This window comes from Sphingomonas hylomeconis (assembly GCF_025370105.1).
GTDB classification, from domain to species: domain Bacteria; phylum Pseudomonadota; class Alphaproteobacteria; order Sphingomonadales; family Sphingomonadaceae; genus Sphingomonas; species Sphingomonas hylomeconis.
The window spans coordinates 69,303-96,025 of record NZ_JANQBK010000010.1; the positions used below are offsets into that span (position 1 = coordinate 69,303).

Sequence of the window (26,723 nt, forward strand, 5' to 3'; positions counted from 1 at the left end):
ATTATACATTTATGAAATAAAGGCATATTCCTAATCTATGTTTGGTCGCAGCCAGCGCTGTGCTGTCGCCAGATCCACCCCGCGCCGCTGAGCATAATCCTCGACCTGATCTGGGCCGATCCGCGCCACGCCGAAATACTCCGCCTGCGGATGCCCGAAATAGAAGCCGGATACCGCCGCGGTCGGCAGCATCGCGAAACTCTCGGTCAACGTCGCGCCGGTCGCCTTGTGCGCGTCGAGCATCTCGAACAACTGAATCTTCAGGCTGTGCTCCGGGCAGGCCGGATAGCCGGGCGCTGGGCGGATGCCACGATATTGCTCGCGGATCAGCGCTTCGTTGGTCAGCTGCTCGTCGGGCGCATAGCCCCACAGATCCATGCGCACATGTTGGTGCAGCCGTTCGGCAAACGCCTCGGCCAGGCGATCGGCCAGCGCTTTCAGCAGGATGTCGCTATAATCGTCGATCGCCGCCTTGAATTTGGCCAGGTGCGGCTCGATGCCGTGGATCGAGACGGCGAAGCCACCGATCCAGTCGCCCTTGGGATCGATGAAATCGGCCAGGCACATATTGGCCCGTCCCTCGCGCTTGGCGATCTGCTGGCGCAGGAACGGCAGCCGCACGATATCCGTGCCGTCGACCAGATTGAGCATGTCGAAGCCGCGCAGTTCATCGGCATTGAAATCGCCCTTGAGGTCGATCACGACATCGTCCTCCCAGCGCGCGCACGGCCATAGCCCGGCAACGCCGCGCGCCGTCAGCCATTTCTCGTCGATGATCTTGTCGAGCATCGCCTGCGCATCGGCGAACAGGGAGGTCGCGCTCTCGCCCACCACCGCGTCGGTCAGGATCGCGGGATAATTGCCGGCCAGCTCCCAGGCGCGGAAGAACGGCGTCCAGTCGATCAGCTCGCGCAGATCCTTGAGATCCCAGTCGCGGAAGACGTGCACGCCGGGCTTGAGCGGCGCGCCCGGCTTCAGCGTCATGTCGGCGGCGAACGGATTGGCGCGTGCCTTGGCCAAGGGCAGCAGGTCGTTCTGCCCCTTATTGGCGCGCGCCACGCGTACCGCCTCATATTCGTCCGCGGTCTTCTGCACGAAATCGTCGCGGATCGTGTCGCTGACCAAGGTCGACGCCACGCCGACCGCACGGCTGGCATCGAGCACGTGCACCACCGGCCCGTCATAGGCAGGCGCGATGCGCAGCGCGGTATGCACCTTCGACGTGGTGGCGCCGCCGATCAACAGCGGCATCGTCATCCCTGCCCGCTTCATCTCCTCGGCGACGGTTACCATCTCGTCGAGGCTCGGCGTGATCAGACCGGACAGGCCGATCATGTCGGCGTCATTCTCGTTCGCCGCCTTGAGGATATCCGTCCACGGCACCATCACGCCCATGTCGACCACGTCGAAGCCATTGCACTGCAGCACGACGCCAACGATGTTCTTGCCGATATCGTGCACGTCGCCCTTGACGGTCGCCATGATGATCTTGCCCTTGCCGCGCGCGCCGGGCTCCTTGGCCGCCTCGATGAACGGCAGCAGATGCGCCACCGCCTTCTTCATCACGCGCGCACTCTTCACCACCTGCGGCAGGAACATCTTGCCCGAGCCGAACAGGTCGCCGACGACGTTCATCCCGTCCATCAATGGCCCCTCAATCACCTCGATCGGTCGTGCGAAGAGCTGGCGGCATTCCTCGGTATCTTCCACGACATGCGCGTCGATGCCTTTGACCAAAGCATATTCCAGCCGCTTGCCGACCTCGAGCGAGCGCCATTCGGCGGCCGCTTTCTCCGCCACCGCGTCGGTGCCGCGAAACTTCTCGGCGATCGCGATCAGTCGCTCGGTCGGCGTCTCGTCGGGTGTCCGCGCCGGCCGGTTGAGGATCACGTCCTCGCACGCCTCGCGCAGGTCGGGATCGATATCGTCATAGATGTCGAGCTGGCCGGCATTGACGATCGCCATGTCGAGCCCGGCGGGGATCGCGTGATAGAGGAACACCGAATGCATCGCGCGGCGCACCGGCTCGTTGCCGCGGAACGAGAAGCTCAGATTGGACAGGCCGCCCGAGAAATGCACGTGCGGGCAACGCTGACGGATTTCCCGCACCGCCTCGATGAAATCGACGCCGTAATTGTTGTGCTCCTCGATGCCTGTCGCGACCGCGAACACATTGGCATCGAAGATGATGTCCTCGGGCGGGAAGCCGATGCTCATCAGCACCTTATAAGCACGCTCGCAGATCTCGATCTTCCGCGCCTGCGTGTCGGCCTGGCCGGCCTCGTCGAACGCCATGACGACCACGGCGGCGCCGTACTGCATGCACTTGCGCGCTTCGTAGAGGAACTTCTCCTCGCCCTCCTTCATGCTGATCGAATTGACGATCGGCTTGCCAGAGACGCATTTCAGCCCCGCCTCGATCACCGACCATTTCGAGCTGTCGACCATGAACGGGATGCGCGCGATATCCGGTTCCGCCGCGATCAGCTTGAGAAACGTGGTCATCGCATATTCCGCGTCGAGCAGGCCCTCGTCCATGTTGACGTCGAGCACCTGTGCGCCGCTCTCAACCTGCTGCCGCGCGACCTCGACCGCGGCGGGATAATCGCCCGCCATGATCAGCTTCTTGAAGCGGGCCGAGCCGGTGACGTTGGTACGCTCGCCGATATTGACGAAATTGGTCGCGGAAATGGTCGTGGTCATCGTCTTTTTCTTCTTCCCCCCTCCCGCTTTGCGGGAGGGGTTGGGGGAGGGCATGTCGTCAAATCGGTCGGAGTGCGAGAGGACAGGCCCTCCCCTAGCCCCTCCCGCAAAGCGGGAGGGGAGTTAAGCCGCCATCGTCATCGGTTCGAGCCCGGCCAACTTGGTCTTTACCGGCGGCACCGGGATGGCCCGCGCCGGCAGGCCCTGCACCGCCTTGGCCATCGCCGCGATATGCGCCGGTGTCGAGCCACAGCAGCCGCCGAGCACGTTGACCTGCGCGTTCGCCGCCCATTCGCGCACGAGGCCCGCGGTGGTCGAGGGCTGCTCGTCATACTCACCCAGTTCGTTGGGCAGGCCGGCATTGGGATAGACCATGATCAACGTGTCCGCGATATCGCTGAGCGTGCGTACATGTGGCCGGAGCTGTTCCGCCCCGAACGAGCAATTGAGCCCGATCGTTACCGGCTTGGCGTGGCGCACGGCATGCCAGAACGCCTCGACCGTATGACCGGAGAGATTGCGCCCGCTGAGATCGGTCAGCGTCATCGACAGCATGATCGGCACGTCGCGGCCCAGCGCATCGGCCGCCTCAAGCGCCGCCATGACCCCGGCCTTGGCGTTCAGCGTATCGAACACCGTTTCGATCAGGATGAAATCCACCCCGCCCTCCAGCAACGCATCGATCTGCTCACGATAGACGTCCTTCAGGTAATCGAAGGTGATCTCGCGAAAGCCCGGATCGTTGACGTCGGGCGACAGTGACAGCGTCTTGTTGGTCGGCCCGATCGCGCCGGCGACGAAGCGCGGGCGGCCATCCTGCGCCGCAAACTGATTCGCCAGCCGCCGCGCGATCTGCGCCGAGGCGAGATTGATCTCGCGCACGAGATGCTCCGCGGCATAATCCGCCTGGCTGATCAGATTGGCGCTGAACGTGTTGGTCGAGACGATATCCGATCCCGCCTCGAGATATTCGCGCGTGATCGTCTCCGGCACCTCGGGCTTGGTCAGCGCGAGGATGTCGTTATTGCCCTTCTGGTCCTTCGGGAGCCCCAGATCGCCGGCATAATCGGCTTCGGTGAGCTTCCAGTTCTGGATCTCAGTGCCGAACGCGCCATCGGTGATCAGCACGCGCTTGGCGGCCTCGGCCAGGAATGTTTCGCGGATCGTCATCGTCATTTCCTTTTGACTCCCCTCCCGCGCGCGGGAGGGGTTGGGGGAGGGCCTGTTATAAAATCGGCCACCCCTTGGGAGGACAGGCCCTCCCCTAGCCCCTCCCGCAAGCGGGAGGGGGATAAGAAGAGCTACGCCGCCTCGGCCTTCGCCCCGGCCGCCGCGCGAACTCCCAGCAGATGGCAGATCGCATAGGTCAGCTCGGCGCGGTTCAGCGTATAGAAGTGGAACTGCTTCACCCCGCCGGCATAGAGCTTGCGGCACAATTCGGCGGCCAGCGTCGCGGCGATCAGCTGCCGTGCGCCGGCATGATCCTCCAGCCCGTCGAACAGCCGCCCCATCCAGGCCGGCACCTCGGTATTGCACATCGCCGCCATGCGCTGGACGCTGGCGAAGTTGGTCACCGGCATGATCCCGGGCACCACCTCGCCCTTGATCCCGGCCTTGGCCATCGCATCGCGGAAGCGGAAGAAGGTTTCCGGCTGGAAGAAGAACTGGGTGATCGCGCGCGTCGCGCCGTTGTCGAACTTGCGCTTGAGGTTATCGAGATCGATCTGCGCATCGCCCGAATCCGGATGGCATTCGGGATAGGCGGCGACCGATATTTCGAATGGATGCAGCTTGGTCAGTCCGGCCACCAGCGCGGCGGCATTCTCATAGCCGCCGGGATGTTGCGCATAGGCCTGGCCACTGGTCGGGCTGTCGCCGCGCAGGGCGACGATATGCCGTACCCCGGCGGCCCAATAGTCGCGCGCGACCTGGTCGATCTCCTCCTTGGTCGCCTCGACGCAGGTCAGATGCGCCGCCGCCGACAGCGACGTCTCGCGCTGGATCCGCGCCACCGTGGCGTGCGTCCGCTCGCGCGTCGATCCGCCCGCGCCGTATGTCACCGACACGAACCGCGGGCCGAGCGGCTCGAGCGTCTTGATCGACGCCCATAACGTCTCCTCCATCTTCTCCGTCTTGGGCGGGAAGAATTCGAACGACATTTCCGTGTCGCCCGCGAGATCGGCGAACAGGGGCGCGTCGAGCGCGCGCCGCGCCTCTTCGAGCTGCGAAACCGAAATACTCATGCCGCACGTACCTCATGCAATTGCTCGGCGCCCTTGCGCGCAAGCCATAATTTCACCGTGAGCGCCCCGCCCTCCAGCGTCTCGGTCCGCACCGGCATCAAGCCAGCGGCGGCAAACCAGACGGCGATCTGCTCGTCCGAAAAGCCCAGGCGCGTATGCGCGTCGCGCGAGCGCAATTCCTCGCGGTCGTGCGGCGCGAAATCGGCGATCAGCAACCGCCCGCCCGGGCTCAGTACGCGCGCCGCCTCGGCGATCGCCGCGCCCGGCTGTTGCGCGAAATGCAGCACGTGATGGATGATCGCCGCATCTGCCGCGCCATCGCCCAAGGGCAGCGCATACAGATCGGCCTGGCGCAGCTCGGCATTGTCGATCCCGCGCTCGGAAAGTTTGGCGCGCGCGAGCCGCAGCATTTCCGAACTGCGATCGATCCCCAGCGCGTGTGTCGCCCGCCCCCCGAACAGTTCGAGCATCCGCCCGGTGCCCGTGCCGATATCGATCAGTTGCCCGATCGGCACGTCGCCCAGCACATCCGCGATCGCCGCCTCGACCTGCTCTTCCGCGACGTGGAGCGAACGGATCGCGTCCCATTGCCCGGCATTGGCCTCGAACCAGCCGGCTGCGGAGGAGGCGCGATCGGCGCGCACCGCCGCCAGTCGCGCAGCATCCGCCACCGCCCAGTGATCCGGCTCGACCGCGTTCCAGGCATCCAATGCCGCGACGACCGGCGCGACCCTCGCCGCCCCGCCAACGCCGACGAACACCCAACTGCCTTCCTTGCGTCGCTCGGCCAGGCCTGCATCGCACAGGATCTTGACGTGACGGCTGACGCGCGGCTGGCTCTGCCCGAGCACCTGCGCCAGTTCGCCGACCGACAATTCCATCGAGCGCAGCAACGCGAGGATGCGCAGCCGCGTCCCGTCGGCCAATGCGCGAAAGATATCGAGGGCGATGGTCATGATCCGACGACATATAAAGATATCTTTATATGAGGTCAACGCGGAAGCGATTGCGGACCCATTTCGCGCGCGCTAGCGTTGGCGGCCATCATCACTCTAGTCTCTTTCCGGAGAAAACATTCATGAAGACGCTCTTTTCGCTCGCCGGTGTTGCCCTGCTCGCCGCTTGCTCGCCGGCCGCGCAGAACGAAACCGCGCAGGCTGCGGACCAGATTTCGGCCGATGCCAACGCGACGTTCGGCGAAGCGATCAACGATACCGATGCCGCCGCCGATCGTGCTTTCGGTTCGGCCGAAGCGACGATGGACAATAGCGCCGCCGCGCTGAGCAACGCCGCTGACGACGCTGCCGACACCACGGGCGAAGCGCTCAAGGATGCCGGCAACGCGATCGCCGATTAACCGACGACTCCGGGGGAGAATGCGCGTGTCGATCAAGCCAATGGCGCTCGCCGCCTTTCTCCTCCTTGCCGCCTGCGGCGCCGGCGACGACGCGCCCGGCGCGGTCAGCCAGAGCGAACAGCAGCAGTTGAACGACGCCGCTGCGATGCTCGACGCCAACAGCGTCGATGCCAACGCCGTTAGTATCGACGGCGAAAACGAGGCCCAACCTCAGTAGGAATTGGCACAATGACCTCTCTCCGGCGCCTCGGCGCGACCGATCTGCACATCGCGCCGCTCGTCCTCGGCGGCAACGTCTTCGGCTGGACCGCCGACCAGGATGCAAGCTTTGCCGTGCTCGATGCGTTCGTCGCCGGCGGCGGCACAATGATCGACACCGCCGACGTCTACTCCGCCTGGGTGCCTGGTCATCAGGGCGGCGAATCCGAGACGATGATCGGCAACTGGCTGAAGAGCAGCGGCAAGCGCGGCGACGTGCTGATCGCCACCAAGGTCGGCATGCTGCCGGGCGAGGGCGGCGAAAAACTCGCCCCCGCGCGCATCGCCGCGGCCTGCGATGCCTCGCTCCGGCGGCTGGGCGTCGACACGATCGATCTGTATTTCGCACATCAGGACGACGATGCCGTCGCGCAGGAGGACGCGCTCGCTGCGTTCGGCAAATTGATCGATGCGGGCAAGATCCGCGCGCTCGGCGCGTCCAATTTCCACGCCAAGCGGCTCAAGTCTGCCAACGACGCCGCCAAGGCGCACGGGCTGCCGCATTACCACGTGCTGCAGCCCGAATATAACCTGGTCAGCCGCCAGAAATTCGAAGGCGAGCTGCAGGATTATTGCGTCGTCAACAATATCGGCGTGGTGCCCTATTACGGCCTCGCTTCCGGCTTCCTGACGGGCAAGTATCGCAGCGCCGACGATCTCGGCCAGAGCGTGCGCGGCGGGCGGATGGGCGAATTGCTCGACAGCAAGGCGGACGTGCTGGCGGCGATGGACGCGGTGGCGGCGGAAACCGGCGCGAGCCTGGCGCAGATCGCGCTGGCCTGGCTGGCGGCACAGCCCGGCGTGACCGCGCCGATCGCCAGCGCCACCAGCATCAAGCAGGTCGAGGATCTGCTTGGCGCGATCGCGCTGGAGCTGAGCGATGATCAGCTCGAGCGGCTGAGCATGGCGGGGGCGTAATCCAATAGTCCGTCATCCTGACGAATGTCAGGATCAATCGTGCCTCGCGGGCGATCGTTCGTTTGGCGCGATGGATCCTGAATCGAGTTCAGGATGACGGGACTGGGGGAGCGCTACTTCCCCAGCCGCCGGGCGTAGAAATCCAGGATCGTCGTCCACAGATGCTCGCCGACCTGCGGCCCCGACACGCGGTGCGTGAAGCCGGGATAGAACATCATCTCGAACGGCACGGCCTCGGCCTGCAGCCGCGCGGCCAGTGCGGTCGAATTTTCGAAGAACACATTGTCGTCCGACATGCCGTGGATCAGCAGCAAAGGATCGCGGATCTTGGGCGCATCGGTCAACGCGCTCGATGCAGCGTACGCCTTCGCGTCCTTCACCGGATCGCCCATGTAACGCTCGGTATAATGCGTGTCGTACAATTCCCATTTGGTCACCGGCGCGCCCGCCACGCCGGCGGCGAACGTGCCGGGTGACGCCTCGAGCATCTTGAGCGTCATATAGCCGCCGTAAGACCAGCCATAGGTGACGATCCGGGCCGGATCGACGAACGCCTGCTGCTTCAGCCATGCCGCGCCGAGCAACTGATCCGCCACCTCGACCGTCCCCGCCGCGCGGTACAGCTGGCTTTCGAACGCCATGCCGCGATTGGCCGAGCCGCGATTGTCGATCATGAACACGATATAGCCCTGCGCGACGAGATATTGGTGCAGCGCCCCGCCCCAGTTGCGGCTCACCGTCTGCGAATGCGGCCCGCCATAATGTTCGAAGAAGACCGGGTATTTTTTGCCAGCCTCGAGCGGCGGGGTGATCATTTCCCAAAAGAGGGTGCTGCCGTCGGCGGCTTTCAGCGTGCCGAACTTGGTCGGCTGATGCTGACCGGCAAAGGGATAATAGGGATGGCCCGGCTTCAGCGCATTCTCGTTGACCCAGGACAGCCGCTTGCCCGCCGCATCGGCGAGATAGACCTGGGTCGGCTGATCGGGATTGGAGCGCGACACGATCATCCGCGAGGCGGCCGTGTCCATCGTCGCGCTGTTCCACCAGCCCGGTTCGGTCAGCCGCGCGACGACGTTGGGATGTGCAATGTCGACGCTGTAGAGATGCTTCTCCAGCACCCCATCCTTGTTGCCGGTGAAGAACAGCCGCCCCCGGCCCTGATCGACGCCGACCAGATCGTTGACCACCCAGGCGCCCCTGGTCAGCTGCGTCCACTTGCCGCCCTTGAGGCGATAGAGATGCGCATAGCCGTCGCGCTCCGAGGTCCAGATCAGGCTGCCGTCGTCGAGCAGCCGGTAGGCGTCGCTGAGATTGACCCAGCTGTTGGGCTTGGCCTTCTCGCTGAACAGCACGACCGATTTGCCCGTCGCCGGATCGACCTTGAGCACGTCCAGCACGGTCTGCGACCGGTTCTGCCGCTGCACCAGCAGCGCGCTTCCGTCCGGCGTCCAATCCACCCGCGCGAGATAGATGTCGGTTTCGCGGCCGAGATCGACCTTTACCCGGCCCGTGCCGTCGGGCTTCATCACATAGAGCTCGACCGTCACGTTGGGCTTGCCCGCGGCAGGATAGCGCTGGTCGAACGTCTTGGTGCCGTTCGCGCCGATCGCCGCGCGCGTGAAGATGCCGACCGGCGCCTCGTCGAACCGCTCGACCGCCACCAGCGTGTCGCTCGGCGCCCACCAATAGCCGGTGCGACGCCCCATCTCTTCCTGCGCGACGAACTCGGCCTCGCCCCAATGGACCGTGCCCGTGCCCTCCGCGGTCAGCGCACGCGGCGCGCCGCCCAAGGGCTGCACGACGAGGTTCTGGTCGCGCACATAAGAGACGAAGCCGCCCGCCGGGCTGATCCTGGGGTTGAGCGCACCGCCGACATTCTCGGTCAGCCGCGTCACCTTGCCGTCGAGGCCGGCGAGATAGAGATCGCCGTCGATCGGCACGAGGATCGTCTTGCCGTCGGGCGACCAGTCATAGCTGACAATGCCGGTCTTGCCGCTGATGCTGCGATCGCGCTCGCGCTGCATCTTCTCGGCCTCGGACAGCTCCGCGCCGCTGCCGACCTTCTTGGAATCGACCAGCATCCGCTCGACTCCGGTGCGCGTGTCGAGCGCCCAGAGATCGAAGCGCTGCTTCTCGTCGGCACGCGGGCGGAGCGAGGTCAGCAGCGTGCCGTCCGGCGACAGCTTGAGCGATTGCGGCTGCGGCCCGGACAAATCGGGCGAACCGAACACGCGCTTGAGCGTCAGTTTCTGCGCCGGGGCGTCAGCCGCCATGACCGGCGCCCCGATGCAGGCGAGCATCGCGCCCGCCAGAAGCCACGATTTCGCCATTCCATATCTCCAGTCTCGAACGCATCACACCGCCGCTATACCAGCCGCCCGGCCGCTGTCGCGGGTCTTGCGCCACGGCAGGCGCCGCCGCTCGACGATCGAGCGCCAGGCCCATTCGACCGGCGCGATCGCAAAGCGGCCCATCCAGGCATTGGCCAGCCACAGCAAGGCGAGGTTGATCGCCAACGCGCTCAGCATCAGCCCGGCCCAGCCGCTCTTGCCGTACAGGCCCAGCGCGAACGGCGGATAGAGCATCCACAGGCCGATGATCGTCTGCAGCACGTAGAGCGTCAGTGCGGTGCGGCCGGCCGCGACGAACGGCCGCAGCAGCGCCGCGCCGCCGACGCCTGTGACGGCGAGATTGATCAGCCCGATATGCCCTAGCGTCGTTGCCAGCCGCGTCACTTCGCTGGTCGCGTAGATCAGGTAGGGATAGCTGTCGAAGCGCGTCGTGCAATAGGCCGCGATCGTGCGGGCTGGCAGGCCGACGGCATAGGCCGTGATCGTCATGCCGAGATAGAAGCGCCGCGATCGCCCGCCCGGGATCACCCGCCATTTGAACAGCGCGGCGCCGATCAGCATCGTCGCCGCGGCCTCCCAGACGAACAGCGGCTCAAGGAACTCGCCCGTCCCGATCCCGTCGGATAGGCCCCAGATGAACGCGATATTGCGCCAGGCATTGCCGGCCCAGCTGGCGAACGTGCCGGTGGCAGCCGCGCGATCGCGATCTTCGCGCGCGATGCGCCGTGCCTGTTCGGCCTTCGCCTTGGCCTGATCGGCGATCGCCTTGTTGTACCGTGTGATCGTGCCGGTTTCGCTCGCCGTCAGCGTCGCGCCCGCGGCACGCCGGGCCTCGAGCCGCGGCACATCGATCCGCGCCTGCTGCGCGCCGTGCAGCGCCACCCCGAACCCGGCCAGTTGCGACAGCGCCATCAGCAGCCCGATACCGAGCAAGGCCGGCGGCGGCAGGCGGCGGAACAGGAAGGCGACCATCGCCGCCAGCCCGTACGTATGCAGGATGTCGCCGGGCCAGAGCAGGATGAAGAGATGCGCCAGCCCGAACAGGAACAGCACGATGTTGCGCCGGTAATAGCCGCGCCACACCGCATGGTCGCCGAGCGCAGCGGCAGCGCGCTCGGTGAGGATCACCATGCCGACGCCGAACAGCATTTCCAGCAGGCAGCGCGCCGTGCCGTTGGCGAACACTTCGCGCAGCCACCAGGCGATCTGGTCAGCGGTCGTCCAGCCGAAATGGCGGATATCGCCTGTCGACGCCCAGAGCGAACCGCCCATGTCGTTGATGTTCATGAACAGGATGCCGAGGATCGCGATCCCGCGCAGGATATCGAGCACCGCGATACGCGGCGCGCCATCGGGTTCGGCGGGCGTGGTCATCGTAATGGCGGTCATGGTTCTCGTTGGTCGGTCTGCCCCCTCTCCTAGCGGCATCCTGGCGAAAGTCAGGATGCATCACGCGTCACGTCCGATCGTCCGGGGGGGAGAAGTGGATCCTGACTTTCGTCAGGATGACGGAACTGAGGGTGATGGACTTTGGGATGACGTATCGGGATCGACGCGCCTGGGGGCGACGCGCCTGGGGATGATGGCATGTGGCGTGGTCATCGTCATGGCGGTCATGGTCGCCGTGTCTGGGGCCTGCCCCCTCCCCGAACGTCATCCTGACGAAAGTCAGGATCCATCGCGCCTCATGTCCGATCGCCCGTGGGGAGAAATGGATCCTGACTTTCGTCAGGATGACGGCTTTGGGGATTACCTAGGCATGACGGACCTAGGCATGCCCCGGAGACGACGCGCCCGGGGACGATGGCATATGGCCGGCGTGCCGCCAGCAGGTCGCGAGATGATCGTCGACCACCCCGCAGGCCTCCAGCCAGGCATAGACGATCACCGGCCCGACGAACTTGAACCCGCGCTTCTTGAGCGCCTTGGACATATCCTCCGATAGCGGCGACTTGACCGGCACGTGCACGCCGTCACCCAGGATCGGCGTGCCGCCCGCCATGCCCCATACGAAATCGGCAAAATCCTCGCCCGCTTCCTGCATCGCGAGATAGGCGCGGGCATTGCCGATCGTCGCGACGATTTTCGCACGCGAGCGGATGATGCGTTCGTCGATTACCAGCCGCTCGATATCGGCGGCGTCGAACGCCGCGACCTGCGCGGGATCGAAGCCGGCGAACAGCTCGCGAAACGCGTCACGCTTCTTGAGGATGATGCTCCACGACAGCCCGGCCTGGAAGCCGTCGAGCTGCAGTTTCTCCCACAGCGCGCGCGAATCATATTCGGGCACGCCCCATTCGGTATCGTGATAGGCGCGCATCATGTCCGAGCTTTCGGACCAGGGGCAGCGGGTGAGATCGCTCATCGCACGACCCTAAGCGGCGCGTCCCCAGCCGTCACGCGCAGAGTGACGGCTATTGATTGATCCCGTTCACCCAATCGTGGTTCTGGATGATCATCGACTCCACCGGCCGGCCCCTGGCATCCAGCGACGGGGTGAAATGAAAGCGTTCCTCGATCAGCCGGCAGGTCAGCAGATCGAGCTGGCGGCTGCCGCTGGACCGCGCGATCGCGCAGTCCGTCGCGCGTCCATCGACCGTGACGACGTAGCGCACCGAGACCCGGCCGCCGATCCCTTCATCGGACAGTTCGTGCGGCCAATCCGAATCCTTGATCCGGCCCTTGATCTGGCGCGGCGGGATTTCGCTGCCGCCATTGCCGTCGCCATCGCCATAACGCCCGCTGCCGGTGCCGTTGCCGACTCCGCCGCTGCCCGTGCCCGGGCCGGGGATGTCGGCATTGCCCGAGGTGGCCTGATTGCCGATTCCGGGCTTCTCCGCCGCGACGATGGTCGGCGGCGGCGGGAGCTGGACGATCGGCGGCGGGGCCACGATCTCGGTCGCCCGGGAGCGCAGGTTGGGCGGCGAGGCGGCACCTTCCGCCTTCTTGCTGACCACGCGGTTCGGCTGGATCTTCTCCGGCGGTGGGGGCGGCGGCGCGGGCAGCACGTTGAACGTGTCGAGCGTATCGGTCATCGCCTGCGGGAAGCCGACCGCCAGCCCGGCGATCAGCGCATAGCCGATCAGCCCCTGCAGCGCGATCGCGATCGCCGCGCCGCGGAGGCGATCGGCTCGCGAGGATTGAACGAACGCCATGCTTACCTTCCGGCCGCTCAACGCGGCGACGCGCGTTTAGGCTGCAGCGGATGAACGTACCGCTACCGCCAGCGCTTCCCCGGCGCAGGCCGGGAAAGCCTATCGGGTTGGATAGACCCGCACACGAAAAAAGGGCGCGGAGACCATCGTCTCCGCACCCTTTCGTCAGCTCGAGGCCGGTCCGATTACTCGGCCGCGGTGCCCTTGGCCGGACGCATGTCGCGGCGCTCGGCGATACGCGCCGACTTGCCGGTGCGGCCACGCAGGTAATACAGCTTGGCGCGACGCACGGCGCCCTTGCGGACGACTTCGATGCTGTCGATGTTCGGCGAATAAAGCGGGAAGACGCGCTCCACGCCTTCGCCGAAGCTGATCTTGCGCACGGTGAAGTTGCTGCCCATGCCCTTGTTCGAGCGCGCGATGCACACGCCTTCGTAGTTCTGGACACGGGTGCGCTCGCCTTCGACGACCTTCACGCCGACCTTCAGCGTGTCGCCCGGGCGGAATTCCGGAATTTTCTTGTTCTCGAGAAACTTGGCAATGTTCTCGGCTTCGATCGTCTGGATGAGATTCATCTCATTCGTCCTTCTGTCGTCGCGCGCCAGAGGGCGACTGGACCCGAGCGCCGATATGGCGCTCCCAAAGATCCGGCCGCCTTAGCCGTGTGTCGGTCTCGGCCATCGACTTGCGCCATGCCGAAATCCTCGCATGATCCCCCGATCGCAACACTTCGGGGATCGTGCGCCCTTCCCATTCTACTGGTCGGGTATACTGCGGATATTCGAGCAGGCCTCCTTCGAAGCTCTCGTCCACGCCGCTAGATGCCGCGCCCATTACGCCGGGCAGCAGCCGAATGCAAGCGTCGAGCAGCACCAGCGCACCCATCTCGCCGCCGGAGAGGATATAGTCGCCGATCGACACTTGCTCGACCTGCCGGCCCTCGAAGATGCGTTCGTCGAAGCCTTCGAAGCGGCCGCACAGGATCGTCACGCCGGGCCCGTCGGCCAGCGCGCGGACGCGGGCCTGGGCCAGCGGTGCACCGCGCGGGGTCATTGCCAGGATCGGCGGACCGGCGGGGACGCTGTCGATCGCCGCGGCGAGGATGTCGGCGCGCAGCACCATCCCTGCCCCGCCCCCGGCCGGCGTGCCGTCGACCGTGCTGTGCCGGTCGGTCGCGAAGTCGCGGATATTGACGGCATCGAGCGACCATTTCCCCTCGCCCAGCGCGCGCCCGGCGAGCGAAGTGCCAAGCGGGCCGGGAAACATGTCGGGATAGAGCGTGAGGACGGTGGCGGCGAAGGTCATAGCGTCCAGTTCTCGATGCGCAGGCCGGGCACGTCGGCAAAATCGGCCTCGTTGTTGGTCACCACAGTCGCGCCGAGACTGAGCGCATGCGCGGCCAGCAACCGGTCGAAGCGCGCGCGCTTGAAGGGCAGTCGCGCATATTCACCCGCGGCCCGCTCGTCGAACGGCAGGATCGGGATCACGCGGACAAAGGCGTCCAGCACCGCCGGACTCGGCGGTTTGCCGACGAAGGTGCCGACGGCGATCTCGGCAAAACTGATCGCCGAGATCGCCACATCGCCCGGGTGGCACGCTGCCAGTCTTTCGTTCAGCCGTGAGCGCAACGCGGACATCGCATAGATCGCCATGTCCGCGTCGATGAGGAATTGCGTCACGTGTCGCGCGCGGCCAGTCGCTTGGCGATCGTGCTGGGCCGCTCGTCGAAGTCACCATGCGGGACGAGCTTCGCCCCGGGTGCCTTACCCGCGAACCCGCTGATGTCGATCGTCCGCCGCGGTGCCTCCACCGCCTCGACCCTGAACGCCAACGGCGCCTCCTTCACCATGCGCACTTCGGTGCCTTCCGGGATGCCCATACCCTTGGGCAGCCGCAAGGCAACCGAATTGCCCGACTTGAAGGTTGTCCCGAGATAGATGTCGTCGTCCATGGCCGCCTCCGTATACACGCCATGTATATACACGCCCTCCCCTCGTCAAGGAACAACGCCCGGCCCCGCGCGTAGCGCGGTCATGGACGATTGCATCATCATCGGCGCCGGCCCCGCCGGGCTCACCGCGGCGATCTACCTCACGCGGTTCCACCTTTCGATCCGCCTGTTCGACTGCGGCAGCAGCCGCGCGGCGCTGATCCCGTGCACGCACAACCATGCCGGCTATCCCGCGGGCGTGGCCGGCACCGAACTGCTCCGCCTGATGCTGGAACAGGCGGAGAAATACGGCGCGACGCGCGAGCAGGCGGAGGTCACCGCGATCGTGCCGGTCGCGGGCGGGTTCGACGTGCAGATCGGCGACCGCACGGCCAAAGCGCGCACCGTGCTGCTCGCCACCGGCGTGGTCAACAACCGCCCGGACATGGACCCCGCCGAGCATGACGCGGCGCTGCAGCGCGGGTTGCTGCGCTACTGCCCGATCTGCGACGGCTACGAAGTGACCGACAAGCGCGTCGGCGTGATCGGCACCGGCGACCATGGCATGCGCGAGGCGATCTTCCTGCGCGGCTTCACCCCGGACATCACGCTGATCGCGCCGGGCGCCGCGCACGAGCTCGACGATGCCTGCCGCGCCAAGCTCGACGAGGCGGGCATCGTGCATGTCGACGGCCCGTGCACGCCGATCCGTATCGCCGGCGACCGGATCGCGGTGGAGACGCCCGCCGGCCCGCTGACGTTCGACAGCATCTATCCGGCGCTGGGCTCGGTGATCCGCTCCAAGCTCGCGGTCGCCGCCGGCGCCAATGCATCGCAGGATGGCTGCCTGGAGGTGGACGAGCACCAGCGCACCTCCATCCCCGGCCTGTTCGCCGCGGGCGACGTGGTGAAGGGCCTCGACCAGATCAGCCACGCCATGGGCGAAGCCGGCGTCGCCGCCACGACGATCCGCAACCTGCTGGCGGAGCAGCGGCCGATCAGGCGGTGAAGGGACGGGAGGCGGCGGCCGGTGGGAGATGCCCAGAACCTGACGCCGTGAGCAATTCGCTCTTCCGAAAGAGTAGCTAGAAACTTCGTCATCGCTTGGTGTCGCGATAGTGACACGATGTCGGTTGATCAACGACGTATTAAAACTGTCCGTTTTAGATGCAGCTATTGGGCGCGGATGTGACGCTAGGCTTTAGAGCTGGCACGCCGCTGCTGAACACAGCAGATATATAGATCCTACTGGACCCGTACCTGCCTCGCCGGCGCATTTCGAAATGGTATATCCTGCCGAATAGGCAGCAAAACGTTACCAAGCCAACTGAGGGCTGAACTCCGCCTAAAACGTCACGATACCCCCCGCGGCGAATATGGATTGATCGTCCAAAGGCATACAAAATCTCTAATCTAAAAATAAGCCGAGACCAATACATCTAATCCCTAGTATGGACCGTCAATTGCGGCGACCCGGTCGATATCAAACTCGCCTTTATTGCATATCACGTGAAATCCAGCTTTGTATTGCCTAGCGCTCCGCGTCTTGGCTTTCGCAACAAAAGTATCGAAGCGAGGGAATCTTCTGCAGATAATAAGAAATCCAACTTGGGGATTTATTATCTCCTTAACAGCATCATGCTCGACAGTAGCAAAAAGCTGATCGCAAGCATGGGAAATATCCTTTCCCTTGAGCTCTACAATTACCGAAACAGATTTTCCCTTTGAAACCATATAATCCGCCCGAACCCCTGCAGTTATCAGGCAACCATCGATCTCAATCACCTTAAACTTGCTGTTTTCTTCGTTTGTAAATACGGCTACTCTCCCATTTTCCTCTACTTTTATCTTTGAATTGCGCGTAGGAGTAGTACACTTATCGTTAGCCATTATATTTCAGCCTCGATCGCGAGAAGACTTGAGAACTCCCTTGAAATGTCCTCCGACACACCATCAAGGTATGTTGCGTCGATAAGGCCTTCTTCATCAATCAAGTCGACTATCTGATTATCCTGGATCGCTAACGCAGATAGGTTCACCTCGTTAAGCCAACATTCTCGTGGAATAATTGCATTTATATCGAGGTTTCTTTTTTTGCGCCTAGACAATTGCCCGGCTTTCAAAAAAACATTTAGCTTGCCCATAATGTATGGACTATGCGTTGTTATAATTAAACTGCGCCTGTTTCTCTCAGAGGCAATTGATCCAATGAGAAATTCCATGAGCAAACTTTGAGCAGATGGAAAAAGATGAGCCTCTGGTTCCTCAATATAGACTAGTTCCCTAGGCGCTATCGAAGCTGTATGCCGCCCTGCTCTTAAAGCGTCGACCTCCCCAAAATAATCCATGAGAGACCACATTGGCAGCAGTTCCTGCTGACCACTAGATAGTGCGGTGAATGGAACCTTTCGACCGTCTTTTGTCTCAACAAATTCGGTCTCGTCGTCGAACACCACGGAACCACCGAAAAGCTTGTCCATAAACATTGCTCTTCTTTCGACGAAGTCAGTACCCAATCTTGAAGCTTGACCTGCGTTGAAGCGACGACTCGACCGATCACGGATGCCGGCAAACAGCTTAGCAAATTTGATAGTAACAGGATCAAGGCTACCTGCTTGCTCGAAGCCTGCGACCAATCTACCGATACTTGTAAAGAATGCACGTCCAGCAGGAATGAACGTCTGCTGAGCTAGATATTCGTCTCCGAGAGACTTTATTATCCGACGGTTCGCAATATCCCTTGCACGATAACTGCGATCCAACACCGCATTGACATTTAACGTGTCATCTATTCCGGCGGCGCCGCCCTCTCTAACATCCTTAAAAACATCAAGGATCCCTTCATAAAGGTCGTAAAACCACTCAGAAAACGTTATAGCAACTTCATCGGATAACTTATTGTTTCGCCGTCGCCGCAGAACACGAACGGTAAACATGTCAGCTGTATAGGTTATGTTAAATCGACCCGGCCCCCAAGCAGACGGCGGAAACCATAGCGCAAAATGTTTCGACAAAATCTTCTTTACATCGTCAATGCTGTCTCCACGCTCGGCATACTGAATCGCATTCGATAAAATATCAGCAAAAAAGTAAAATAGCTTTGTCGTTACGCTTTTACCGCTGCCTTGCGGCCCAATGATGACATTTACCGGAGCCAAGGTGAAACTCGCCTCTGTGAGGCAGGAAAATTCACTAATGTTAAGCGTAGGCATCAAACGCCCTCCCCATGTCAGACGCTACGAAAATTAGGGGGCGTTGTCACCCAAGGAACGATCCGGTTAATCGATTATCGACGTTTGGCAGAAATTAGAACGATCAACATTCTCGGATGTAATATCGTTTCCTTACACCAAAATATTGATAACAGCGGGGGCGATTGAGCTAGTTGTTCAAAAAAAGCGCGGATGCTATGCTGAAGTTCGCAACCCTAACCTCACTAATAGTTATCCATTGATCTGCCGCTTTTCAATATAACCGGTTGGGGAACAATGATTAGCCTCGCGCGGTTCCGGCTGACGCATCCATTTGCACCCCAATCGGCCTGTCAGCTACCTACAGATATCGAACGTTAGTGAGCTTTAGCCTTACCGCCCAAACAACAGACAATTACAGCCCGATCAAACAATCCACGCCGGATCGACCAGCATCCGCTCGCCATTCCAGTCCGGCACCGCGTCGGCGGTCATCGGGACCATGAAGCGCTTGCCGCTGTTGCCGTCGACCGCCGGCCGTTCGACCTCGATCACGTCGCCGGCGCCGAAATCGTCGATCGCGACGACGGTGCCGAGCGGCTCGCCCTCGGTCGAGACGACCGGCAGGCCGAGCAGATCGGTGTGATAATATTCGCCCTCGGCGAGCGGCGGGAGCGCCGAGCGGGGGACGGTGAGTTCGGTGCCGCGCATCGCCTCGGCGGCGTTGCGATCGGTCACCTCGGCGATGCGGGCGATCGTGCCGTTGCTGCCGTGGCGCGTCGACTTGAGCGTCAGCGCGCCATCATTGAAGATCTTGTAGGCGCCGAGATCGGTGCTGAACACCTTCAGCCGGACCTCGCCGGCAACGCCGTGCGCGCCGATCACCACCGCGAGCGTCACCGGCGCGTCGGCCGTGTCGCCGGGCGCGCGGTCAGCCGGCTGGGGAGCCGTCGTCTTGGGCGGGGGCATCGTCGGATCCTTCGGCGGGATCGGTGGCGGAGACGCCCTGGTTGGTCGCGTCGCCGTCATCCTTGGGGTCGTGATCGGGCGTTTCCGGATCGACGATGGGCATCACGCACTCCTGCACTGTTGAAGGTGCTGGAACGCGCGATGCCCATGTTGGTGCCGCTTAGGCCTGGGTGGTCGTCGGCTCGGCTTCTGCCGTGTCGGCAACGGCCTCGGTCTCGACCTCGGGCTCCGGCGCCGGCTGTGCTGCGGCTTCGGCGGCGGCAGCAGCGGCTGCCTCGGCCTTGGTCGCACGCTCGTCGGCGCGCTCGACGGCCTTCTCGCCCGGCTTGCCCTTGTTCGGGTTGCTGCGTGCGGCGCGTTCCTTGACGCCGGCGGCATCGAGGAAGCGGGCGACACGATCGGTCGGCTGCGCGCCGACGCTCAGCCAATGCTTGGCGCGCTCGCCGTCGAGCACGACGCGCTTCTCGTCATCCTTGGCGAGCAGCGGGTTGTACGTGCCGATCTTCTCGATGAACTTGCCGTCGCGCGGCGCGCGGGCATCGGCCACGACGATCTTGTAGTACGGACGCTTCTTCGAACCGCCACGGGTAAGGCGAATGCTGACTGCCATGATATTCTTCCTTCGTTGATCTTGTTGCCCGGCAGATACCGGGGTCGATTGGTGGATAGGGTCCGCCCTTGCGGCTGGATTCCGACGTCGCCGGAATGGCCGCTCGGGCGGGTTATTTCTTCAAAAGCTTGTCGAAGCCGGGGGGCAGCTTCGCATTGCCGCCGCCGAGACCGGGAAGCCCGCCCCCGCCGGCGCCGCCGAGCATGTCGCCAAGGCCGCCCAGCCCGCCCAGGCCGCCGGCACCGCCCATGCCGCCGCCGCCCATGCCGCCTTTGCCGAACATCGCGCCCAGGCCCTTCAAGCCGCCCATCTTGCGGATCTTCTTCATCGCCGATGCCATTTCCATGTGCATCTTGAGCAGCTTATTGACGTCCTGCACGGTCGTGCCCGAGCCCTTGGCGATGCGGATCTTGCGCTTGGCGTTGATCAGCTCGGGCTTGGTGCGTTCCTTCTTGGTCATCGAGGTGATCATCGCGTCCATGCGCAGCAGGATCTTCTCGTCGACGTTGCCCGCGGCCATTGCCGCTTGCGCTTTCTTCATGCCCGGGATCATGCCGGCGAGCGCGCCGAGGCCACCCATGCGGCGCATCTGGCCGAGCTGCGCGCGCAGGTCGTCCATGTCGAACTGACCCTTGGCCATCTTGGCGGCCATCGCTTCGGCTTCGCCTTGCTCGACGGCCTCTGCCGCACGCTCGACCAGGCCGACCACGTCGCCCATGCCGAGGATGCGCCCGGCAACGCGGCCCGGATGGAACGCCTCGATCGCCTCGAGCTTCTCGCCGACGCCGGCGAACTTGATCGGCTTGCCGGTGACGGCGCGCATCGACAGCGCCGCGCCACCGCGCGCATCGCCGTCCATACGGGTCAGCACGACGCCGGTCAGCGGCACCTGCTCCGAGAAGTTCTGCGCGACGTTGACCGCGTCCTGCCCGGTCAGAGCATCGACGACGAGCAGGATTTCCGCCGGCTGCGCGACATCGGCGACGGCGCGCATCTCGTCCATCAGCGCCTGATCGACGTGCAGACGGCCGGCGGTGTCGAGCATCAGGACGTCATAGCCCTGCAGCTTCGCGGCCTGCAGCGCGCGCCGCGCGATGTCCACCGGCTGCTGGCCGGCGACGATCGGCAGCGTCTGCACCTCGGCCTGCGTGCCGAGCACGGCGAGCTGCTCCTGCGCGTTCGGGCGGTTGACGTCGAGCGACGCCATCAGCACCTTCTTGCGCTCGCGCCCGCCGCGCCCGCCGCTCAGGCGCAACGCGATCTTGGCGGTCGTCGTGGTCTTGCCCGAACCCTGCAGGCCGACCATCATGATCACCGCCGGCGGCGTAACGCCGAGATCGAGTTCGGCCGCGTCGGCATTGTCGCCGCCGAGCATCTCGACCAGCGCGTCGTTGACGATCTTGACGACCTGCTGCCCCGGCGTGACCGAGCGCAGCACGTTCTGGCCGATCGCCTGTTCGGTCACCTTGTCGACGAAATCGCGCGCCACAGGCAGCGCGACGTCCGCCTCGAGCAGCGCGACGCGCACCTCGCGCATCGCCGCGCGCACGTCCGCCTCGGTCAGCGCACCACGGCCGCGCAACCGATCGAACACGCCGCCAAGGCGATCACTCAGGCTATCGAACACTCCAATACCTTTCCTTGCGAACGATACGCCTCAGGCTAAACGCAAAACGCGCCGGCGGACGAAACCTCGTCGGCCGGCGTAGCCCTTGGGCTGCCTTTGCGCTTCGTCCGAGACGAGCGGTCGCCACGGCCCCTAGCGGATGCGGCCATCGAGTGCAACCTATGCCCGCAGCGCCATCATGCGCGATCAAATTGTGGGCGATGCGCGCGCCTTAACCCGATCTACACCCAGCCTGTGTCATCCCGCCCGCTCCACCCGACCGCAAGGCCCTTATTCGCATGGCGCTCGAGAGCGATGACATTACCGACACCGCACCTGCCCCGCGCCGTGACCTGATCACCGGCGCGATCACGGTTGCCGCGATCCTGCTGTTCGTCGGCACCGGCAGCGCGGTCCTGTCGGCGGCGCTGCGCAACTATCTGGGCGGCGGCGAGGGGCCGGACCAGCCGCTGGTCATCGCGCTGCTGCTCAACGTCGCGCTGATCCTGTTCGGCTGGCGCCGGCACCGCGAGCTCGCCGACGAGGTCAACGTGCGCACCGCCGCCGAGGAACGCGCGCAGCTGCTGGCGTCGAAGGACCCGCTGACCGGCTTCCTCAACCGCCGCTGCCTGGCCGAAGAGGGCGCGGCGATGGTGCTGCGGGCCGAGAAACGCGGCAAGGCGATGGCGCTGATCATGCTCGATCTCGACCATTTCAAATCGGTCAACGACATGCACGGCCACGCCGCGGGCGATGCGCTGCTGCAGCTCGTCGCGCGGGAGATCGCCGCGGCGATGCCGCCGATCGCGCTGACCGCGCGGTTCGGTGGCGACGAATTCGCCTGCGGCTTCCTGTTCGATCGCGATCATCCCGATACGGTCGAGCGGATCGCCGAGCGGCTGATCAGCCAGCTCGCGCAGCCGCTCCACGTCGAGGGGCTGCAGGTGCATATCTCCGCGTCGATCGGCATCGCGCGGTCCGATTTCGATTGCATGAGCATCGATGCGCTGATGCGCTCAGCCGATATCGCGATGTATGCGACGAAGAATTCCGGCCGCAATCGCTATGCCTGGTTCGATCGCTCGATGGAGCGCGACCTGCAGGCGCGCAACGAGCTGGAAAACGGCATGCGTGCGGCGATCCCGCGGCAGGAGATCGTGCCCTATTTCGAGCGGCAGATCGATCTCGCCACCGGCCATCTCACCGGGTTCGAAGTGCTGGCGCGGTGGGAACATCCGACGCGCGGGCTGATCGCGCCCGACAAGTTCATCCACATCGCCGAGGAAACCGGCATGATCGGCGATCTCTCGCTGTCGATCATGCGCCAGGCGTTCGCCGCCGCGCGCGACTGGGATCCCGCCCTGTCGCTGTCGGTCAACATCTCGCCATGCCAGCTGAAAGACGCCTGGCTGGCACAGAAGATCATCAAGGCGCTGACCGAAACCGGCTTTCCGGCCAGCCGGCTCGAGGTGGAAATCACCGAGAGTGCGCTGTTCGACAATCTCGCGCTGGCGCAATCGATCGTCGGCAGCCTCAAGAACCAGGGCATCGCGCTCGCGCTCGACGATTTCGGCACCGGCTATTCCAGCCTCGCGCATCTCCGCGCGCTGCCGTTCGACCGCATCAAGATCGACAAGAGCTTCATCCTGTCGATCAACGACAATAGCGAAAGCGCGGCGATCGTCGGCGCGATCGTCGGGCTGGGCGACAGCCTCAACCTGCCGATCACTGCCGAGGGGATCGAGGATGCCGCGATCGAGGTGCGGCTGAGGGAGATGGGCTGCGCCAAGGGCCAGGGCTATCTGTACGGGCCGCCGCTCAGCGCCGGCAATACGCGGCGCATGCTGGCGGAAAACCGGTTGCTGCGCGTGGCCGAGGCGCCCTTGGCGCAGGACGGCCAGCGGCGGGCCGGCTGACCCTCTCCCCACCCTGACCGGTGGGCCGGGACATCACCAATCCGCGCCGCCCCCCGCCAGAAACGCGACCTCTTCGGCCGTCGACACGCGCCCCAGCGCCGCGTTGCGGCCGGGGTAGCGCCCGAACCGGGCGATCACCGCTTCATGATCCCGCGCGAATTTGAGATTGTCTGCATCGCCCAGCGCCTCGAACGCGGCGATGCTTTCGGCCTGTGCCGCGCGATCCTCGGCGTGCATCAGCGGCATGTACAGGAAGGTCCGTTGCTCCACCGTCAGCTCCCGGTCCCAGCCCTGGCGCATCGCCTCGCGCGCCAGGTTCAGCGCCAAGGCATCGCCGGCAAACGCCTCGGCACTGCCGCGAAACAGGTGGCGCGAGAACTGATCCGCGGCGATCACCGCCGCCACCAGCGTCTCGGCATCGCCGCGCCAGCCGTGCGCCTCGCCCGCCACGACCTCGTCGCGGATGCGCGCGAAACGATCGGCGATCGCCGCATCCAGCGCGGCATCGCGGGCGAAACACCGTTCCGGCGGCACTTCCTCGAACCAGAAGGACAGCACTTCCTGGGCGTCGTCGTGGACTTCGTGGGGCTTCGCAACTAGATCACCGCTCATGTCCACCTCTCCGGCTATCAACCATGCCGATCCCGACATCATCAGTCTCGGCTGCCGCCTGAACATCGCGGAAAGCGAAACGATCCGCGCGCTCGTGTCCGGGCGCGATATCGTCGTGGTCAACAGCTGCGCGGTGACCAACAATGCGGTGCGCGAAACGCGCGACCGGATCCGCAAGGCGCGGCGCGATCGGCCGGGCGCGGAGATCGTCGTAACGGGCTGCGCGGCGCAGATCGACCCCACCGGCTTCGCCGCGATGCCCGAAGTCGATCGGGTGGTCGGCAATGCCGAAAAGCTGACGGCGCCGGCCTGGGCCACGCATATGCCGGTTGTGGTCGGCGACATCATGACGGTGCGCGATACCGCAGCGCCGCTCGCCGCCGCCTTTTCCGCGCATGCGCGCGCCTTTGTCGAAGTGCAAAATGGCTGCGACCATCGCTGCACCTTCTGCGTCATCCCTTATGGCCGCGGCAACAGCCGCTCCGTGCCGGCCGGCGCGGTGGTCGAACGGATCGCCGGGCTGGTCGCGGCGGGGCACCGCGAGGTGGTGCTGACCGGCGTCGACCTCACTAGCTACGGCCCCGATCTGCCCGGTGCGCCGACGCTCGGCCTGCTGGTCGAGCGGATCCTGCGCGATGTGCCCGCGCTCGAACGGCTGCGCCTGTCCTCGCTCGACGGGATCGAGATCGACGACCGGCTGTTCGCGCTGCTGACGCAGGAAGCGCGGATCATGCCGCACGTCCATCTGTCGCTGCAGGCCGGCGACGATCTGATCCTCAAGCGCATGAAGCGGCGGCACTCGCGCGCGCAGTCGGTCGCGCTGGCCGAGCGGCTCAAGGCGGCGCGCCCGGGAATCGCGATCGGCGCCGACCTGATCGCGGGATTCCCGACCGAGGATGCCGCAATGTTCGCCAATACGCTGGCGCTGATCGACGATTGCGACGTGGTCCATCCGCATATCTTTCCCTATTCGCCGCGGAGCGGCACGCCGGCGGCGCGCATGCCGCAGGTCGACCCGGCGCTGCGCAAGGCGCGCGCGGCGGCGCTGCGCGCAGCCGGCGCCAACCGCCGCACGGCGTGGCTCGGCGGGATGATCGGCACCACGCAATCCGTGCTCGTCGAACGCCCCGGGGACCGCGGCCATACGCCCAATTTCGCCGAAATACGCTGCGACGCGTTACCCGTCGGCAGCATTCAGGAAGTGACTATCACCGGCATGACCGAATCCATCCTCCACGCCACCCCCCTGCCCACGCTGGAGCATGCCGCATGAGCACCGCCTGGCACGACAAGCTGCTCGGCGGCTTCAAGCGCACCTCGGATCGCCTGATCGGCAATCTCGCGGGGCTCGGCGCCGCGCGGCTCGACACCGCGACGCTCGACGATATCGAGGAAGCGCTGATCGCGTCCGATCTCGGGCCGCAGACCGCGGCGCGGATCCGCGCGCGGCTCGCCGAGGGCAGTTTCGAGCGCAATATGGAGGAGCTCGGCATCCGCCTGATCGTGGCGGAAGAGATCGAGAAGGTGCTGGCCAAGGTCGCCAAGCCGCTCGAGATCGAGGCGTTTCCCCGTCCGCAGGTAATTCTTGTCATCGGCGTCAACGGTTCGGGCAAGACGACGACGATCGCCAAGCTCGCACACCTGCTGATGGAGCAGGACTATGCCGTGATGCTGGCGGCGGGCGACACGTTTCGCGCCGCCGCGATCGGCCAGCTGGCCACCTGGGCCGAGCGGGTCGGCGTGCCAATCATCTCGGGCAAGGAAGGTGGCGACGCGGCGGGGATCGTCTACGAGGCGGTCAAGCAGGCCACCGCGATCGGCACCGACGTGCTGATCGTCGACACCGCCGGGCGCCTCCAGAACAAGCGCGAGCTGATGGACGAGCTGAGCAAGATCCGGCGCGTGCTCGGCCGGCTCAATCCGGCGGCGCCGCATGACGTGGTGCTGGTGCTCGACGCCACCACCGGCCAGAACGCGCTCAGCCAGATCGAGGTGTTCAGCAAGGATGCCGGCGTGACGGGTCTCGTCATGACCAAGCTGGACGGCACCGCGCGCGGCGGCGTGCTGGTCGCCGCGGCGGAGAAATACGGCCTGCCGATCCATGCGATCGGCGTCGGCGAACAGATGGGCGATCTGCGCCCGTTCGATCCGAACGAGGTGGCGCGCATCATTGCCGGCGTCGAAGGGGCAATCAAATGACCGCCACCACCCCTACCCGCGCGCCGATCTCCACGGGCCTGCGCCTCGCGATCGATATCGGCCCGCTCGCCGTCTTCTTCCTGGTCAACATGTTCGCTCCCGGCATCGCGCTGACCAAGCTGCTCAGCGCCACCGTCGCGTTCATGATCGCCAGCGCCGCGGCGATGATCGTGTCCAAGTTCAAGGCCGGGCATATCTCGCCGATGCTGTGGATTTCGGGCACGCTGGTGCTCGTGTTCGGCGGGCTGACGCTGTATTTTCACGACGGCACGTTCATCAAGATGAAGCCGACCTTCGTCTATACGATGTTCGCCGCGATCCTCGCCTTTGGCCTGGCGACCAACAAGCCGCTGCTGCAGATGCTGCTCGATACCGCCTATCCCGGCGTTAACGCCGCCGGCTGGCGCAAGCTGACGCGCAACTGGGCGATCTTCTTCGTCGCGATGGCGCTGCTCAACGAATATGTCTGGCGCACCTATGCGCCGTTGCCGGATTCCGACACCAAGATCTGGGCCGGCTTCAAACTGTGGGGGGCGGTGCCGCTGACGCTGATCTTCGCCTTCGCCAACGTGCCGATGCTGCTGAAGCACGGGCTGACGGTGGCGGAGAAACCGCCGGTCCCGCCGGAGGGGTGATCCTCCCCGGAACGGGGAACTGGCGCGCGTAGCGCGACGGAGGGGGTGGGCCGGCAACGCAACCGCAGCG

27 protein-coding genes are annotated in these 26,723 nt (G+C 64.7%); 8 read left to right on the forward strand and 19 right to left on the reverse strand.

Annotated features, from left to right (window positions below; translation table 11 throughout):
• Window positions 1-30 precede the first annotated feature (30 nt).
• The 4 genes from metH to NV401_RS12685 all read right to left on the reverse strand — a co-directional run bounded on the left by metH (window position 31) and on the right by NV401_RS12685 (window position 5,902).
• Window positions 31-2,703, reverse strand: a complete 2,673-nt coding sequence (metH, locus tag NV401_RS12670; protein ID WP_261294797.1) for a methionine synthase — start codon at window positions 2,701-2,703, stop codon at window positions 31-33.
• Between the two features lie 123 nt (window positions 2,704-2,826).
• Window positions 2,827-3,873, reverse strand: coding sequence for a homocysteine S-methyltransferase family protein (locus NV401_RS12675; RefSeq protein WP_261294798.1), 1,047 nt, complete (start codon window positions 3,871-3,873; stop codon window positions 2,827-2,829).
• A 131-nt stretch (window positions 3,874-4,004) separates the two neighbouring features.
• On the reverse strand, window positions 4,005-4,946 hold the full coding sequence (gene metF / locus NV401_RS12680; RefSeq protein ID WP_261294799.1) for a methylenetetrahydrofolate reductase: 942 nt from the start codon (window positions 4,944-4,946) through the stop codon (window positions 4,005-4,007).
• Window positions 4,943-5,902, reverse strand: a complete 960-nt coding sequence (locus NV401_RS12685; RefSeq protein WP_261294800.1) for an ArsR/SmtB family transcription factor — start codon at window positions 5,900-5,902, stop codon at window positions 4,943-4,945. Before NV401_RS12685 ends, metF begins: the two co-directional genes overlap by 4 nt.
• A 122-nt stretch (window positions 5,903-6,024) precedes the next feature.
• Here NV401_RS12685 and NV401_RS12690 point away from each other — a divergent pair, with 122 nt between their 5' ends.
• Genes NV401_RS12690 through NV401_RS12700 form a run of 3 tightly spaced genes read left to right on the forward strand, consistent with a single transcriptional unit; the run spans window position 6,025 to window position 7,479 of the window.
• The gene (locus tag NV401_RS12690; RefSeq protein ID WP_261294801.1) at window positions 6,025-6,303 is read left to right on the forward strand and encodes a hypothetical protein; all 279 of its coding nucleotides are present in this window, start codon (window positions 6,025-6,027) and stop codon (window positions 6,301-6,303) included.
• Window positions 6,304-6,322: 19 nt separating this feature from the next.
• The gene (locus tag NV401_RS12695; RefSeq protein WP_261294802.1) at window positions 6,323-6,520 is read left to right on the forward strand and encodes a hypothetical protein; all 198 of its coding nucleotides are present in this window, start codon (window positions 6,323-6,325) and stop codon (window positions 6,518-6,520) included.
• Window positions 6,521-6,531: 11 nt separating this feature from the next.
• Window positions 6,532-7,479 carry an aldo/keto reductase gene (locus tag NV401_RS12700; protein ID WP_261294803.1) on the forward strand — a complete coding sequence of 316 codons (948 nt, stop codon included), beginning with the start codon at window positions 6,532-6,534 and terminating at the stop codon, window positions 7,477-7,479.
• Window positions 7,480-7,592: 113 nt separating this feature from the next.
• On the opposite strand, the gene NV401_RS12705 is transcribed toward NV401_RS12700, so the two are convergent.
• The 8 genes from NV401_RS12705 to NV401_RS12740 all read right to left on the reverse strand — a co-directional run bounded on the left by NV401_RS12705 (window position 7,593) and on the right by NV401_RS12740 (window position 14,936).
• Entirely contained in the window at window positions 7,593-9,809 is a 2,217-nt protein-coding gene (locus NV401_RS12705; protein ID WP_261294804.1) for a S9 family peptidase, read from the reverse strand.
• Window positions 9,810-9,833: 24 nt separating this feature from the next.
• Entirely contained in the window at window positions 9,834-11,219 is a 1,386-nt protein-coding gene (locus NV401_RS12710) for a DUF418 domain-containing protein (protein WP_261294805.1), read from the reverse strand.
• A 379-nt stretch (window positions 11,220-11,598) separates the two neighbouring features.
• Window positions 11,599-12,195, reverse strand: coding sequence for a DNA-3-methyladenine glycosylase I (locus NV401_RS12715; protein ID WP_261294806.1), 597 nt, complete (start codon window positions 12,193-12,195; stop codon window positions 11,599-11,601).
• Window positions 12,196-12,244: 49 nt separating this feature from the next.
• On the reverse strand, window positions 12,245-12,985 hold the full coding sequence (locus NV401_RS12720) for an energy transducer TonB (protein WP_261294807.1): 741 nt from the start codon (window positions 12,983-12,985) through the stop codon (window positions 12,245-12,247).
• Window positions 12,986-13,170: 185 nt separating this feature from the next.
• A complete protein-coding gene (gene rplS, locus NV401_RS12725; protein ID WP_261294808.1) occupies window positions 13,171-13,560 on the reverse strand; it encodes a 50S ribosomal protein L19 in 390 nt (129 codons plus the stop codon).
• Between the two features lies 1 nt (window position 13,561).
• Window positions 13,562-14,290 (reverse strand): tRNA (guanosine(37)-N1)-methyltransferase TrmD, encoded by a 729-nt coding sequence (trmD, locus tag NV401_RS12730; RefSeq protein WP_261294809.1) that lies wholly within the window; start codon window positions 14,288-14,290, stop codon window positions 13,562-13,564.
• Window positions 14,287-14,664, reverse strand: a complete 378-nt coding sequence (locus NV401_RS12735; protein ID WP_261294810.1) for a type II toxin-antitoxin system VapC family toxin — start codon at window positions 14,662-14,664, stop codon at window positions 14,287-14,289. Before NV401_RS12735 ends, trmD begins: the two co-directional genes overlap by 4 nt.
• A complete protein-coding gene (locus NV401_RS12740; RefSeq protein ID WP_261294811.1) occupies window positions 14,661-14,936 on the reverse strand; it encodes an AbrB/MazE/SpoVT family DNA-binding domain-containing protein in 276 nt (91 codons plus the stop codon). The genes NV401_RS12735 and NV401_RS12740 overlap by 4 nt, the downstream gene beginning before the upstream one ends.
• Window positions 14,937-15,018: 82 nt before the next feature.
• Between NV401_RS12740 and NV401_RS12745 the strand changes: the two genes are divergently transcribed.
• Entirely contained in the window at window positions 15,019-15,924 is a 906-nt protein-coding gene (locus NV401_RS12745; protein ID WP_261294812.1) for an NAD(P)/FAD-dependent oxidoreductase, read from the forward strand.
• A gap of 437 nt (window positions 15,925-16,361) precedes the next feature.
• Here NV401_RS12745 and NV401_RS12750 read toward each other — a convergent pair whose 3' ends face one another.
• The 6 genes from NV401_RS12750 to ffh form a co-directional block, all read right to left on the reverse strand.
• A complete protein-coding gene (locus NV401_RS12750) occupies window positions 16,362-16,805 on the reverse strand; it encodes a hypothetical protein (RefSeq protein WP_261294813.1) in 444 nt (147 codons plus the stop codon).
• Window positions 16,805-18,127 carry an AAA family ATPase gene (locus tag NV401_RS12755; RefSeq protein ID WP_261294814.1) on the reverse strand — a complete coding sequence of 441 codons (1,323 nt, stop codon included), beginning with the start codon at window positions 18,125-18,127 and terminating at the stop codon, window positions 16,805-16,807. The genes NV401_RS12750 and NV401_RS12755 overlap by 1 nt, the downstream gene beginning before the upstream one ends.
• Before the next feature lie 405 nt (window positions 18,128-18,532).
• Window positions 18,533-19,075 carry a ribosome maturation factor RimM gene (gene rimM, locus NV401_RS12760; RefSeq protein ID WP_261294815.1) on the reverse strand — a complete coding sequence of 181 codons (543 nt, stop codon included), beginning with the start codon at window positions 19,073-19,075 and terminating at the stop codon, window positions 18,533-18,535.
• Window positions 19,038-19,178 (reverse strand): hypothetical protein, encoded by a 141-nt coding sequence (locus NV401_RS12765; protein WP_261294816.1) that lies wholly within the window; start codon window positions 19,176-19,178, stop codon window positions 19,038-19,040. Before NV401_RS12765 ends, rimM begins: the two co-directional genes overlap by 38 nt.
• A 57-nt stretch (window positions 19,179-19,235) precedes the next feature.
• Window positions 19,236-19,685: a 30S ribosomal protein S16 gene (gene rpsP / locus NV401_RS12770; RefSeq protein ID WP_261294817.1), complete on the reverse strand. Its 450-nt coding sequence runs from the start codon at window positions 19,683-19,685 to the stop codon at window positions 19,236-19,238.
• A 112-nt stretch (window positions 19,686-19,797) separates the two neighbouring features.
• A complete protein-coding gene (gene ffh, locus NV401_RS12775) occupies window positions 19,798-21,312 on the reverse strand; it encodes a signal recognition particle protein (RefSeq protein WP_261294818.1) in 1,515 nt (504 codons plus the stop codon).
• 278 nt (window positions 21,313-21,590) lie between these two features.
• On the opposite strand from ffh, the gene NV401_RS12780 reads away from it, so the two are divergent.
• Window positions 21,591-23,207: a putative bifunctional diguanylate cyclase/phosphodiesterase gene (locus NV401_RS12780; protein WP_261294819.1), complete on the forward strand. Its 1,617-nt coding sequence runs from the start codon at window positions 21,591-21,593 to the stop codon at window positions 23,205-23,207.
• A gap of 33 nt (window positions 23,208-23,240) precedes the next feature.
• Here the strand turns inward: NV401_RS12780 and NV401_RS12785 are convergent, their stop codons facing one another.
• Window positions 23,241-23,819: a DUF924 family protein gene (locus NV401_RS12785; protein WP_261294820.1), complete on the reverse strand. Its 579-nt coding sequence runs from the start codon at window positions 23,817-23,819 to the stop codon at window positions 23,241-23,243.
• Here NV401_RS12785 and mtaB point away from each other — a divergent pair.
• Genes mtaB through NV401_RS12800 form a run of 3 tightly spaced genes read left to right on the forward strand, consistent with a single transcriptional unit; the run spans window position 23,818 to window position 26,653 of the window.
• Window positions 23,818-25,092 carry a tRNA (N(6)-L-threonylcarbamoyladenosine(37)-C(2))-methylthiotransferase MtaB gene (mtaB, locus tag NV401_RS12790; RefSeq protein ID WP_261294821.1) on the forward strand — a complete coding sequence of 425 codons (1,275 nt, stop codon included), beginning with the start codon at window positions 23,818-23,820 and terminating at the stop codon, window positions 25,090-25,092. The two genes, NV401_RS12785 and mtaB, sit on opposite strands and share 2 nt — an antisense overlap.
• Window positions 25,089-26,018 carry a signal recognition particle-docking protein FtsY gene (gene ftsY, locus NV401_RS12795; protein WP_261294822.1) on the forward strand — a complete coding sequence of 310 codons (930 nt, stop codon included), beginning with the start codon at window positions 25,089-25,091 and terminating at the stop codon, window positions 26,016-26,018. The genes mtaB and ftsY overlap by 4 nt, the downstream gene beginning before the upstream one ends.
• Window positions 26,015-26,653, forward strand: a complete 639-nt coding sequence (locus NV401_RS12800) for an inner membrane-spanning protein YciB (protein WP_261294823.1) — start codon at window positions 26,015-26,017, stop codon at window positions 26,651-26,653. Before ftsY ends, NV401_RS12800 begins: the two co-directional genes overlap by 4 nt.
• Window positions 26,654-26,723 lie beyond the last annotated feature (70 nt).